Source organism: Candidatus Limnocylindrales bacterium (genome assembly GCA_035559535.1).
In the GTDB taxonomy this organism is placed as follows: domain Bacteria; phylum Moduliflexota; class Moduliflexia; order Moduliflexales; family JAUQPW01; genus JAUQPW01.
The window spans coordinates 61,721-75,682 of the sequence record DATMBG010000007.1 but is presented as its reverse complement, the minus strand read 5'-3'; the positions used below and the strand labels follow the sequence as shown (position 1 = coordinate 75,682).

General features: G+C 44.1%; 11 protein-coding genes. All 11 read right to left on the bottom strand.

The features are described 5' to 3' along the window. Window positions 1-97: 97 nt before the first annotated feature. Window positions 98-610, bottom strand: a complete 513-nt coding sequence (locus tag VNM22_02025) for a hypothetical protein (protein HWP45914.1) — start codon at window positions 608-610, stop codon at window positions 98-100. A gap of 259 nt (window positions 611-869) precedes the next feature. Next, window positions 870-2,018, bottom strand: a complete 1,149-nt coding sequence (gene ftsZ / locus VNM22_02020) for a cell division protein FtsZ (GenBank protein ID HWP45913.1) — start codon at window positions 2,016-2,018, stop codon at window positions 870-872. 31 nt (window positions 2,019-2,049) lie between these two features. Further along, complete coding sequence (gene ftsA / locus VNM22_02015) at window positions 2,050-3,288, bottom strand: cell division protein FtsA (GenBank protein ID HWP45912.1); 1,239 nt, start codon at window positions 3,286-3,288, stop codon at window positions 2,050-2,052. 136 nt (window positions 3,289-3,424) lie between these two features. After that, on the bottom strand, window positions 3,425-4,171 hold the full coding sequence (locus VNM22_02010) for an FtsQ-type POTRA domain-containing protein (GenBank protein ID HWP45911.1): 747 nt from the start codon (window positions 4,169-4,171) through the stop codon (window positions 3,425-3,427). 60 nt (window positions 4,172-4,231) lie between these two features. Then, window positions 4,232-5,155, bottom strand: coding sequence for a UDP-N-acetylmuramate dehydrogenase (gene murB / locus VNM22_02005; GenBank protein HWP45910.1), 924 nt, complete (start codon window positions 5,153-5,155; stop codon window positions 4,232-4,234). Between the two features lie 40 nt (window positions 5,156-5,195). After that, a complete protein-coding gene (locus VNM22_02000) occupies window positions 5,196-6,524 on the bottom strand; it encodes a DUF1015 domain-containing protein (GenBank protein HWP45909.1) in 1,329 nt (442 codons plus the stop codon). Between the two features lie 92 nt (window positions 6,525-6,616). Beyond that, window positions 6,617-7,942 (bottom strand): folylpolyglutamate synthase/dihydrofolate synthase family protein, encoded by a 1,326-nt coding sequence (locus VNM22_01995; GenBank protein ID HWP45908.1) that lies wholly within the window; start codon window positions 7,940-7,942, stop codon window positions 6,617-6,619. Window positions 7,943-8,032: 90 nt separating this feature from the next. Continuing rightward, complete coding sequence (accD, locus tag VNM22_01990) at window positions 8,033-8,878, bottom strand: acetyl-CoA carboxylase, carboxyltransferase subunit beta (protein ID HWP45907.1); 846 nt, start codon at window positions 8,876-8,878, stop codon at window positions 8,033-8,035. Between the two features lie 57 nt (window positions 8,879-8,935). Continuing rightward, window positions 8,936-9,205, bottom strand: coding sequence for an RNA-binding S4 domain-containing protein (locus tag VNM22_01985; GenBank protein ID HWP45906.1), 270 nt, complete (start codon window positions 9,203-9,205; stop codon window positions 8,936-8,938). Then, entirely contained in the window at window positions 9,202-10,173 is a 972-nt protein-coding gene (locus tag VNM22_01980; GenBank protein HWP45905.1) for a peptidylprolyl isomerase, read from the bottom strand. The genes VNM22_01985 and VNM22_01980 overlap by 4 nt, the downstream gene beginning before the upstream one ends. A 108-nt stretch (window positions 10,174-10,281) precedes the next feature. Next, the gene (gene mfd, locus VNM22_01975) at window positions 10,282-13,908 is read right to left on the bottom strand and encodes a transcription-repair coupling factor (protein HWP45904.1); all 3,627 of its coding nucleotides are present in this window, start codon (window positions 13,906-13,908) and stop codon (window positions 10,282-10,284) included. Window positions 13,909-13,962: the final 54 nt, after the last annotated feature.

Below are 13,962 nucleotides of genomic sequence, written 5' to 3'. Positions count from 1 at the left end.
AGAAAATTATTATCCCATGAATAATTTACACAAAATTCCCTCTTCCGGACAAGTTCTTTAAAGGTTTGGTTAGTAAATAATTTAAGTAAAATTCCCCTTAGGGACAAGAGGCCTCAGCAATCTCTGGATAGTCCCTGGAGTCTGGAGGAGGAAGATTCGAAAAGCTAGAAGGATAAGCCGGACAAATCGGGCGTCCATAAGGATCTCCTAAGTTGCGTGGATAACTGGGAAGATAAGGAGGAAGATAGCCCCGGGGATAGTCCAGGCGATAACCCGGGGGATAACCCGGATGATATTCAGGCTTTGGGTTAGTTAAAGGGACCAGGCGTATCGGTTTATGGGTTAAATTGGATTTTGGTTCGATCTGGATAACCCCTTGTCCAGATTCAGGAGTGGATTCAGGAGCCGTTACATTCACCAGTTTAGGTGGATGGGTAAGGGCTTTACGTGGAGATATACCCGGATAGAGAGTGGGATACTGAGTTACAGGATAAGGAGATGTGGAGGGAGGTTCATAGGGGCTGGAAGGTGCTAGCTGATCGGAAGCCGAATAATCCCAATCGGAGAACCCATTTTGAGGTACTTCTGAGGTATTTTGTGAAGAACTCACTCTAGGACTTTGAAAAACATCAAAGGGAGGAGTGGCACAAGATGCTAACACGAAGAGGGTCAACATAGTCCCTATATAGAGAAGAAGAGAAGAAAATCCTTTCATATAAGAAAGTAGGTAGTAAGTAACCCGTAGTAAAAAGGTATCCCCTCTTTTACCACTCTTTATTGTTGAAAGTGCGGGCATCCTTGCCCGCAGATCCTAATGGGTAGTAAAAAGGTTTTCACTCTTTACCACTACTTACTCCCTACGGATTAAACTAATCCGCTTTTTTCCGGATGAAGGTTGGGATATCCAGATCATTCTCCACGACGAAATCACCGCTAACAGGCTCTAGCCGTTTCTTAGGAATTCCACCAGAAGATTTTTTGCGTGCATGGCTGGTATCCAGATACTTGTAGGGAAGTTTTTCAGATCCCAACTGTCGCTCTATTTTTTCACGTTCTACTTTCTCTTTTGCATCAAATCCTGTAGCGATGACGGTAATTCGGATTTCATCGGTGAGGGTTTCATCGATCACGGCGCCAAAGATAATATTGGCTTCTGGATGAGCAGCTTCTTGAATGATAGAAGCCGCCTCGCTCACTTCATGGAGGCCGAGATTTTTACCACCGGTAATATTAATCAGGACTCCTCTTGCCCCATCAATGGTTATATCGTCCAGCAGAGGGCTAGAAATAGCCTTTTGGGCGGCGTCGATGGCGCGTTGTTCTCCGGTAGCTACGGCAGTTCCCATGAGGGCTACGCCCATATTGGACATGATCGTTTTAACATCGGCAAAATCCAGGTTAATAAGGCCGGGTACCGTAATAAGATCCGAAATTCCTTGTACAGCCTGCTTAAGCACCTCGTCGGCCTGTGCAAAGGCATCCAGGATGCTGGTCTGTTTTCCGACTACATTCAGCAGACGCTGATTGGGGATGGTAATAAGAGTGTCTACGACCTCGTTTAGCTCTGCAATCCCAGCCTCCGCCTGTCTGGCGCGAAAACTTCCTTCAAATAAAAAAGGCTTTGTGACCACCGCAACGGTCAAAGCACCCAGTTCTTTTGCCTTTGCTGCAATGATAGGAGAAGCTCCGGTTCCTGTGCCCCCCCCCATGCCCGCTGTAATGAATACCATATCGGCATCCCCTACCATTTCTGCCAATAAATCTTCATCTTCAAGGGCTGCGTTTTTACCTATTAAAGGATCTGAACCAGCTCCCAGTCCTTTGGTTAATTTTGCACCCAATTGATATTTCTTAGGGGCTAAGTTTTGTTTTAAAACCTGAACGTCTGTATTGGTTGCAATAAACTCAACACCTTCCAATCCAGCGCTGATCATTCGATTTACCGCATTTCCGCCCCCCCCACCGACCCCGATAACCTTAATTTTAGCTCTCATACTACTGGTTTCTTCGAAGTCCATATCCATATACATGCCTCCTTTATAGATTTAATTAAAAAAACTCCCCGAACCACTGTTTCATGCGAGCCACAACCCGTTGAAAGAGATTATCATCGTCTGCTTTATTGAACTTTCCTTGAGAACCATGTTCCACCCCGTATAGAACAAGTCCTACCCCAGTAGCATATATAGGACTGTTCACAACATCTACCAACCCGCCTATATTCATAGGCATTCCTCTTCTGACCGGTAAATCAAAGACTTGCTCGGCAAGGTCGGGAACTCCTTCCATGATAGCTGTGCCACCGGTTACTACAATTCCGGCTGCCATCAAGTGATCATATCCGGTTCGTTTAAGTTCTCGATGAACCAAACTGAAAATTTCTTCCATCCGAGGTTCTATAATCTCACTCAGGATTTGTCGGGATAAAACCCTAGGCTTTCTACCTCCAACGCTGGGCACTTCAATAGTTTCATCTTCCGAGACTAGGGAAGAGAGGGCACAACCGTACCTCCTTTTGATCCTTTCAGCTTCGCCGGTGGGTGTTCTAAGACCTACGGCAATATCGTTGGTCACATGATTTCCTCCCAGAGCCAGAACCGCCGTATGACAAACTTTACCATCTACAAAGACAATTATATCGGTCGTTCCACCCCCAATATCTACTAAGGCAACTCCAATCTCTCTTTCATCCGGTGTCAGGGTCGCTTTGCTGGAAGCTAACTGCTCGAGGACGATATCTTCCACATTCAATCCAGCCCGATTCACACTTTTAATAATATTTTGAGCCGAGGTCACAGCAGCCGTTACAATATGGACTTCCACTTCCAGCCTGACCCCTGTCATGCCCAGGGGTTCCTTAATTCCATCTTGATCGTCAATGATAAACTCTTGGGGAAGAATATGGATAACTTCTCTGTCCACAGGAATAGATACGGCTTTCGCTGCATCGATGACCCGTCTCACATCTTGGGGGGTAATCTCTTTATTTTTTCCAGATACCGCAATCACACCACGACTGTTGATCCCTCGAATATGTCCACCCGCGATACCTACAAAGGCAGAGTGAAGTTCGACTCCTGCCATCAATTCCGCTTCCCGAACCGCCCTCTCGATGGATTTAACTGTGCTTTCTATGTTAACCACTACACCCTTACGAAGTCCTTGAGACGGCGTATTACCAATTCCGATGATGTCTACCTGGTCATCTTCATTGACCTCGCCTACAATGGCACATATTTTGGTCGTGCCTATATCTAAACCTGCTATAATTCGACCTGTTTTAGCCACCCCTTATTCACCAACCTTTCGGTGCAGATACTCCCGGTTTTGACCCGGGGAGAAAGCACCGTTTTTTATCAAATTAGCTATGATTAGCCAGGTCCAATCGTAGACTGCAAAGACAATAACACAGTTTTTAAATAAGTCAACTATTATTTGGCTTAATTACCACTCTCTTTTTAAATCTTAAGTCTACATATTCTAGATGCGTCACATCTAATTGGGGAAGTAACCTCTTGAAATATTCTAAATTCCTTTGATAATCGAGTAAGTGAACCCTTATCTCCGGAGTTCCGGTATCCGGAACGAGGGTTAGACTACCCGTTCCGGAAAGATGAATTTCTTTTATTTTCTTGAATAAAAAAATGTCTTCTTGAAGAATCTTTGCAATCTCAGGAATGATCTTTTGGACATAAACCATCTCCGGCTCAGACTCTCTGGAGGTTAAAGGAATCAAAGAACTGGTGGTAAAAATCGGAAGATTGCGGGCCACTTCCTCCCCTTCCTGAACCTCTTTAAGTAGAACTCCTTCTCGATCTACCAGATATCTTCTTCCGTCCTGTTTGGTCCCTCCTACCCAAATCATAAACGGCTCTCGCTCTTGCAACTCAATGATAATCCGATTGGGTAACTCTCTACGAATCGTCGCTCTTTTAATCCATACTTCCTGGTCTAATCGATTTTTTATTTCTTCAGGTTTAATTTTCAAGATATTGGTGTGGAGCTGAATACCTGCTTTCTTTATAACTTCTGAGGATGACAAAAAAATATTTCCCTTGACTTTAATGGAGGAAACTTCAAAGTGAGGCGAATTTCCCATATAAAGATAAACACATAGGGCCATCATCAGAAGGATCATTCCCTGTACAAAAAAAATGACTTTATCAAACACACAAGGATCGAGGACTGAGAATCACAGGTCGATACCTATCGAACCGCAGTTCTCTATCTTCTATCCTTCCTCGTTTAAACCCCATAACTTAACTTCCAGTTCAAGCTTAATTCCGGTTTCTTTCCAGACTTTTTGTCTGGCCATTCGAATGAGAGCCATCACATCTTTGGCAGTTGCAGATCCTTTATTAACAATAAAATTACCATGTAACAAAGAAATCTCGGCATCACCTACGCGAGTCCCTTTTAATCCCACCTTTTCGATGAGACGACCGGCATACTCCCCCGGAGGATTTTTAAAAATAGAGCCTGCATTGGGGTATGAAAGCGGCTGTGTGGCTTTTCTACTTATCAAACGTCTGTGGATATCTTCCCGGAGGGTCTTCTGATTTCCCTTTCTCAAATTCAGTACCACTTCTAATATAATACTCTCGGCGGGAAGGTTGGATTCTCGGTACTGAAATTTTAAATCTTTTTGTTCTAAAGTCTTCAGGATTCCATTATTGTGAAGGAGCTTTAATTGGACGATAATATCTCCGATCCCAGCCTCTCGGGTACCTGCATTCATTCTCACAGCGCCCCCCACAGTTCCCGGCACTCCTGTTGCACACTCCAATCCCGTTAACCCACGCTTCACAGCCTCGGTGACAAGCCGGGGAAGACTATATCCGGCCCCAACAATGACCAGCGTATCTTGGAAGTGGGCATAATTAAACCCCTTACTCAGATTCAGTACAACCCCCGGAATCCCTTCATCGGCCACTAATAAATTGGAACCGCCTCCCAGAACAAAAATTTTCATACCCTGATCGTGGGCATACGCTACCGCCGTCTGCACATCCTGGAGATCCAAAGGAAAAACCATCCACTCAGCCGGTCCTCCTATTCGAAAAGTCGTATACTTACTTAAAGGCTCCCGGAACAGAACCTTTCCTTTGATCAAACTTTGCCAGGTATCTAAACTACCATGCCCACCTGAAACCATAGCTTAAACTGAAGGAAGCATTCCCTGCTCTAAAGGGTTCTCACCAGGATATTTTATTCATTACGATTCCGGTCAAAGGTTTCGGGTAAAAATAAGTGGATTTAGGCGGCATCCGTCTCCTCAGGGTTGCTACTTCTACCACCTGAGATACCCGCGTGGGACTTAAAAGAAATGCTATTTGATATTGCCCTGTGTCGATCAGCTCTAAAGCCTTTCCTTCTTCCCTTGTGTAAGAGATCTCTAAAGGTTTTTCTTTCCCTTCCAAAATATGATCAAAAATAAGCGTCTGCAGTATACTTACATCTAAATTTCTGAGAACTTCGGGTAGAGTTAAATCGGCAATCTGCTCATAGGCTTTCAAGTCTTTTAATGTCAGGCCGTACACTTTATTTTGTCCACTGTAGACAAAAAACCGATGGCTAAGCTCAGAGTCCATTCTCAACCGATTAAGAATAAAGCTTACTTTAGCAGTTTTTTCTTTTTCGTCAAGTTTAAAGGTATCGATATGAAAAAATTGCTCTAACTGCTTTAAAAACAGATCCTCTTTAAAGTTACTTAGACCCCGTACCAGCCTGTGAATGGGAAAAATAGTCAATCCTTCATCCTCTATGGCTACCAGTTGCATCATAACGTAATTATACAGTTTGAACTCTGAAGGATGAGGATCCAAAGCCCACATATAATCCCGGAATAATTTTGCTGCTTCGTACCGATGATGCCCATCGGCGATGACCAGAGCTTTATTTCTTATTTTTGATTGGATTGCTTTAATCTTTTCGGTATTTTGAATCCTCCAGACCTGATGTTGAACTTCTTCCAGATCTTTCAACTTGAGAATAGGTTGAGCTTGCATTTCGGAAACTAAAATACTCCGGATCTGACTTTCCCTATCTGAATAAAGGGCAAACAACGGAGATAAATCTGCTTTACAAGCTTTGACGACATTTAACCGATCGGCTACCGTAGCCGGCATGGTATGTTCGTGTGGGTAAATCGTATTACTACTGGTAGCCTCATCTATGTGAACCAGAGCGATGAAACCTGTCAGGCTTTTCTCTTTTTCTTCATAAGGCAGGCGATAATCCTGGCGATAAAGATAGATAGCTGGTTGCTCATCCTGCACCAGGATACGTTGATTCATCCATTCCTGAAAATATCTGGCCGCCCGGGTATACTTATTCTCTTCTTCTGTATCCCCGGGAAGATCTTTTCCAAAAATTAAACGAATCACATTATAGGGATGGAGCTTATAATAATTTTCTTGTTCCTCCTGTGAGATCACATCGTAAGGAGGAGAAACCACAAGGGCTAAATCGCCTACTTTATTAAGATTGTAACGAATACCTTTGAAGGGTAAAATTTCTGCCATTTTCTAACCACGAAGAACAGGAAGAATCTCAAGTACTCTTTGTATGTTTTATTCCTGGGGGATTTATAAAATTCTTCGCGTTCTTTAGGATATTACCCATTATGTTTTATGTCTGCATAAAATTGTTTCGCCTCGGCAATGGTATAGAGAGAACCCGTAATACAGATTAAGCTCTCAGGCGTTGCTCGACGATGGGCTAATTCAATAGCTTTGGAAACTTGAGAGACAACCTCATATTTATCCCTATGCATTTCCTGGGCTATACGGGCTAATTCTTCAGCCGGAGTTGCCCGTTCTGTATTTTGGGGTTGTGTAAAAATAAGTTGGGAAGCGATGGGAAAAAGCGCTTTAAAAATACCCCGGATATCTTTATCCCTTAAAATGCCCATTACCAAAATAAGCTGATCATAAGTAAATAATTCAACCAGGGCCTTGGACAGGGCCTCTGCTCCCCCGGGATTGTGAGCTGCATCGAGAACTACCATGGGAGACCGTCCGATTATTTCTAATCGACCCGGGTTTCGCGCAGCCTTTAGGCCTTTTCGAAGATTAGCTTCCTGCACAGGAAACCCTCGAGATTTCAAGAGTTCCATCGTGCCTACAGCAAGAGCTGCATTAAGAATTTGATGCCTTCCCAAGAGAGAAATTTCCAGTTGATCATAGCTTTGGGTCATTCCCTGATAAGAGAATATCTGACCGGCTAAACTACTCTGGATGGGAGAGGTGGTAAAGTGGGTCCCCCATTTAAAAAGTTGAGCATTTTTCCGGTGGCATATGGCTTCTATTTCTTCCAGAGCTTCCCCAGGTTCACAGGCGGTAAGACAAATTCCATTTTCTTTAACAATACCGGCTTTTTCTCTGGCAATCTCCCGACGGGTAGATCCTAAATAATTTTCATGGTCCATGGAAATGTTGGTAATAATCGATACCAGGGGATTCACTACATTGGTTGCATCCAGTCGCCCACCTAATCCTACTTCCAGAACAGCGATATCTATTTGTTGTTGAGCGAAATACAAAAAAGCCAGAATTGTTACAACTTCAAAAAAGGTCAGGTTTTGTGAAGCTTCAACAGGCTTCCTGGATCCGATCTCGGATAAAATCTGTATAAATTCCTCGGTCAGGGTGATCAGATCTTCCTCTGGAATAAGATTCCCATTTATCGTAATTCTTTCTCGAAAGTCCAGGAGATGTGGAGAGGTATAACTTCCCACCTTCCATCCCTCTGCCTGAAGAATGGAACTGACCATGGCCGTGGTAGAACCTTTACCATTTGTTCCCGCTATCAAAACGGACGGAAACCGATCCTGGGGATCACCAAACTCTTTGAGGATATACCGAATCTTTTCAAGTCCCAGGCGAATAACCGAAGGTTTAAAGCTCAGGAGATAATCTAAAACCTGCTGGTAAGTCATCATGTAGGAACTCAAAATAAATAATTAACCACAAAGATACTCCGACTTCCGGACTCATTAAGAGAGGTATCTGGGCGTCTTTGTGGCTAAACTTTAGGAGACAAAAAAATTCAGGAGTTTATCCAGAGTAGCTTTCATATTTTTCCTTGGGACTACCATGTCAATAATTCCATGCTGGAGAAGAAATTCCGAAGTTTGAAAACCCGGAGGTAGCTCCTGGCGTATGGTCTGCTGGATGACCCTCGGTCCTGCAAATCCAATCAGAGCGCCAGGCTCTGCCAGAATAATATCCCCTAACATAGCAAAACTGGCCGTTACACCACCGGTTGTAGGATCTGTCAGGATGGAGATATAAAGTAGGCCGGCTTTACTTAACCGTCCAAGGGCTGCACTAATTTTAGCCATTTGCATCAGGGAGAGAATTCCTTCCTGCATACGGGCTCCTCCAGAACAGGAAATAATAATAAGGGGTTTTCTTTCCAGAATCGCCCGTTCAATGGCCCGGGTAACTTTTTCACCGACTACAGAACCCATACTCCCCCCCATAAATCCAAATTCTAACACACAGAGAATAACCGGAATTCCCCCGATTTTTCCCTCCGCAGAGACTACCGCTTCTTCTAACCCGGTTTTAGCTTTGGCAGCCTTCAATCGGTCCTTGTATTTTTTTGAATCCTTAAATTTTAAAGGGTCCGCAGATCGAAGGTTGGTATCGAATTCCTGATAAGCTTCGTCATCAAAAAGCATTTTAAGTCTTTCCTGATAGGTCAGACGGTAGTGGTAATTGCATTTGGGACATACTTTTAAATTCTTCTCAACTTCTTTTCGATATACCATCTCCTTACAGGAGTCGCATTTAATCCATAACCCTTCGGGGACCCTCTTTTTAGGGGTTTCGATATTACTTTTTACTTCTTTATCTCGCCTAAACCAGGCCATTCTAATTGTTAGCCGTTCATTGTCAAGGATTCAGGGGATCCCTTGACAACTTACCCTTTAAAATTCAGTTTCTTTTCTTATATCCTCTAAAACTTCGTATAACCTATCGGCCTCTTTTTTCTTTAAAGGCCCTTCAGGAACCTGCAACACTTTGACCACCAAACGCCGGTTCCAGGATTCTACGTGAATGATATCTCCTGGTTTGATTTCTTTTGAAGCTTTGGCAATTTGACCGTTTACCCGAACCAGTTCTTTCTCACAAAGCTCCTTTGCCAGGGACCGACGTTTACTCAAACGACTCATTTTCAAAAAGAGATCTAATCTCAGTGTAAAGCTTCCTCCTTAATTTCAATATAGGCCTCAGATTTTAATTTCTTAATCCAGTCTTTATAGAGGGATTCTACTTTTTGTTGAAAGAGAAGATTACGGATCTGTTCCTTGGCGGTTTCCAAAGCTTCTACTTCTACATTTATTTTTTCCTCGACTTTTATAAGATGATATCCTAAACTGGATCGAACGGGCTGGCTTACCTCACCGGGTTTCAGACTAAAAATCACTTCATCCAGGGGATTTATCATATGTCCCTTGGAGACAACTCCCAGATCCCCGCCTCGTTCCTTAGAGGGATCGTCTGAATATAATCTGGCTGCTTCAGCAAAATCCAACCCCCCTTTAATCTTAGCCAAGACCTCTTCTGCTTTTTTTTTGGCATCTTCATCCATCTGCTGGGAGGCCCACTCCGGAACGGAAAATAGAATATGACGTACCTTTACTTTTTCCGGAGGAGGTCCGGAAGAGTTCTTAGTTTTTTCATAATAATCTCGAACTTCCGCTTCATCAACGGTAACCCGCGATCGAACTTCCCGATTGACCAGCCTTACCACTTTGATTTGCTTCCGGATATCATCCAGGAATTGTTCCCAACTCTGACCTTCCCGGGTCACAGCTTCTCGGAACTTTGCATCATCTGAGATTTTGTTGCGTTTCTTAATTTCCTCCAGGGCCGCATTAACCTCATCCTCGGTTACGGTGATCCCAGCTTTATCGGCGACCTGGATCAGTAATTTTTCCTCGATTAAATCCTCCAATAATTTAGCCTGATCAACCGAAAATTTTCCCTCAGAATCCTGCGGCTTGTTTTGTAAGGCAGAAAACTCTGCGAGTTTTAACTGCCGGAGTGTAATAACCTTATCATTAACAATAGCCACAATACGATCGGCAGTTTCTCCTTTTACAAGATTTGAGGTAAGTAAAATTCCGGAGAGTATTCCAGCCAATAGCAAAGTATGTTTCATGGATCCCTTATCCTGCATCCAGGACCTGCTGTCCGATGTAGCCCATCCGAATAAATCTGTTAATAAAAAGCAAACACCCGTAAACCAGGCACAACAAATCCTGGAGCTTTATCTAAATTCCTGCAAGAAATTTTTTAAAAAGCCTAATCGTTCTTCTTTTTTGATTCCTCCCAAATAGAGTTCTACCGATCGGGTAGAGAGAATTTTAACCCGTCCTTTTGCATTTTTAGCAACCCTGGCGAGCTGTTCGGGGGTTATCAAACTTGTTTTATTCCAGCAGATAAGGATTGTTTCTTTATCCGATTTGATACTTTCGATCCGGAGTTCTTTAGAAAGGAGCCGTAACTCGGCTAAGGTAATCAGATTTTTTACCTCCTCCGGCAATGCCCCGTATCGATCTCTAATTTCGTCCTCTACATCCAGAACTTTTCCAAAATCCTGAGCCGAAGAGAGCTTTTTATAGATCTCGAGACGTTGTTTCATATCCGGTATGTACTCCTCGGGGAAATAAGCCGAAATTTCCAGATTTATTTGTGGATGGAGTTCTTCTTCCAGCGCTTCGCCTTTGAGTTCTTTGACGGTATTGGCGATCATCTGACAGTAGAGATCAAATCCTAAGGCGGAAATGTGTCCCGATTGTTCGGCACCGAGCAGGTTTCCGGCGCCTCGAATTTCCAAATCGTGGGCCGATATTTTAAATCCAGAGCCGAGATCACTGAGTTCCTGGATAACCCGGAGTCTCTTTTTGGCAGTTGCCTGGATGGTTCGGTCATTGGGAATGAGCAGGTAAGCATAGGCTCTGTGTTTAGATCGACCTACCCGTCCCCGAAGCTGATAAAGTTGGGCAAGCCCGAACTTATCTGCCCGATTAATAAAGATGGTATTTGCGGAGGGAATATCCAGGCCCGATTCGATAATGGTCGTACACACTAAAACATCGTACTCCTTGTTCACAAACTTCAACATGATCTTTTCTAGGGTATTCTCTTCCAATTGGCCATGGGCTACTACAATACGGGCCGTAGGAACTAATCGACGAAGATAATTCGCCATAGCTTCAATGCTTTTAACCCGATTGTGTACGAAGAAGACCTGCCCCCCTCGATCTAATTCACGTAGAATAGCTTCCCGGATAAGACCCTCATCAAATTTAACCACATAGGTATACACAGACAAACGCTCTTCCGGAGGAGTATCTATCACACTCATATCCCGAATGCTCATCAAAGACATGTGGAGGGTCCTGGGAATGGGCGTCGCAGTTAAAGTCAGGACATCTACCAGTTTACGAAGCTGTCGGAGTTTTTCCTTATGAGCCACCCCAAAACGATGCTCCTCATCGATGACAACCAATCCCAGATCTTTAAACTCGATGTCCTTTTGAAGAAGACGGTGCGTGCCGATAACAATATCTACCGTGCCTTCCTTAAGTCCTTTTATAATTGCATTCTGCTCCTTCCGGGTCTTAAAACGACTCAACACTTCGATGCGGACTGGATACGAAGCAAATCGACTTTGAAAGGTTTGAAGGTGCTGTTGAGCCAATATTGTGGTGGGAACCAGAACGGCCACCTGCTTCCCGTTCAATATACTTATGAAAGCCGCCCGCATGGCCACCTCGGTTTTACCGTATCCCACATCCCCACAGATCAATCGATCCATCGGCTTGGCGGCTGCCATATCCTTAAGGACATCTTGAATAGCCCGGGTTTGATCCGGCGTTTCTTCATATTCAAAGGCGGCTTCAAATTCCTTATAGAGATGGTCATCTGAAGAAAAAGAGAACCCAGGAAGCGCCTGGCGAACTGCATAGAGTTCCAGCAGTTCGTTGGCCATTTTTTTAATAGAAGCCTTAACCCTTTCTTTAACACGAGCCCAGTTGGTTCCTCCCAGTTTATCCAACTGAGGGGGATGATCATCAGACCCTTTATATTTTTGAACCAGATCTAACCGATCGATAGGAACATAGAGCTTATCTCCATCTCGATACTCCAGATGAAGACATTCCATTTCCATGTCCTGGATTTTCAACCTTTTCAGTCCGAGGTATCTCCCAATGCCATGATCCACATGGACAACAAAATCATGGATTTCCAGTTCACCCAGAGTCGTTAGTAATCGGCTGGGTCGATGAACTTTATGCCGGTACTTGATGGTCTTACGTCGCCCTAAAAGCTCGTCTTCACCGACCAGGACAAGTTTTTGATCCGGAAGGTAAAAACCGGCTGTGAGATCTCCAGTCGTGATCAGAAGATGGGTTAAGAAACTCCTTTTCTCATCTGTTTGCTGAACGAAAACAGGTTTTTGCCTGGATTGGAACAAAAATTCCGAGAGAATTGGCTCTTCGTATCGACCCGGGGTTAACTGATAATCGGCCAGAAGTTCCGCCAGTCTTTCTGCCTGGACACGGGTATGGGAAACGATAAGGACCCGATTTCCCTGTTCGAGCCATTCGGCCAACCGCTTGGATGAAAAAGCAATATGTTGCTCTTTTTCATCTGTATCGGGGGTTGTGAGGTAACCCCATTCCAAGGGTTTAAAATCCAGATCGTAAGAGATACGTGGGGAGGTATGAAGGTGGGGGGGTGGGGACGTTGTTACCTTCCCGCTCCCATCCCCTTCTATCCCCCTACTTCCACACTCCCATCCTCCCATCCTTTCCTGTTCCCCTGAGAAATCCACCAGATTCAATTCAATTCGTTGCCACCTTTCCAAGTGCTCCTTAACTTGTTGGGCCGTAAGGTAGAGGGAAGTAGGATCCGGGACCGGGCTTCCTTTATCCAGAGCATGCTGATAACCTTCTTGAACTTTTCTTTCAAATTTGCTGGCTACCTGTTCTATGTCCAATCCTTCCTCTACAAATAAAAGACCTTGCGGATCCAGGTAATCGAATAAAGTTTCCAGATCTGGGTAAAAATAAGAAGCATACCGTTCCATCCCCGGGAAAAAGGGCGCTTGCTCCAACTGGTTCATCAGCGTATTCAACGTGTTGTAAGAGGCGCCGATTTCTGCAATTCTGGCTTTTATGTTGGCAATGCCTCGTTGGAGGGCTTCTTGATTTAGAACCACTTCTCGAATGGGAAGGATGGTAACGATTTCCAATTGGGCGATGGATCTTTGGGTCGTGATATCAAACTCCCGAATAGATTCAACGGTATCTCCGAAAAATTCGATCCGAAGCGGATTTTCTCCTATTGGAGGGAATACATCCAGAATTCCACCCCGTACACTGAATTCTCCCCGGGCTTCTACAATTTCCACAGGATGATAACCGGTATAAATAAGCTGCTCAACCAACTCATCCCGGTTGATCTCAGCTCCCACTTCCACGTACTGAGTAAATTGATAAAGTACCTGCCGGGGTAGAAGTTTCTGCATTAAAGCTTCCACCGGGGTTACCACCAGGATCTTTTCATGATTCAGGAGTTTATCCAGAATTGTAAGCCTCTCGGCGACGGTTTCTCGATGAGGTGATAAAAATTCATAGGGAGAAAGTTCCCACTGTGGAAAAAGATGGATCTTATCGGGTTCACTTCCCAGTTGCCTTAAAAAGAAAGCCAAGTCATCCTGGAAGTCCATGGCCGTCTGCCAGGTTGGAGTAATTATCAGACCAGGCCGCTTCGTTTCTTTGTAAACAAGAGCTGGTATAAGGGCCTTAGAAGACCCCCATAATCCCGATAAAGAAACCTGGTGTGCTCCGGTTTTTATGCTATCTAAAAGTGCTGTAAAATTCATGGATTTTCTGTTAAGTTATTTAACAGCAGTGGGTTTGTCAATGGGGAACTGGGA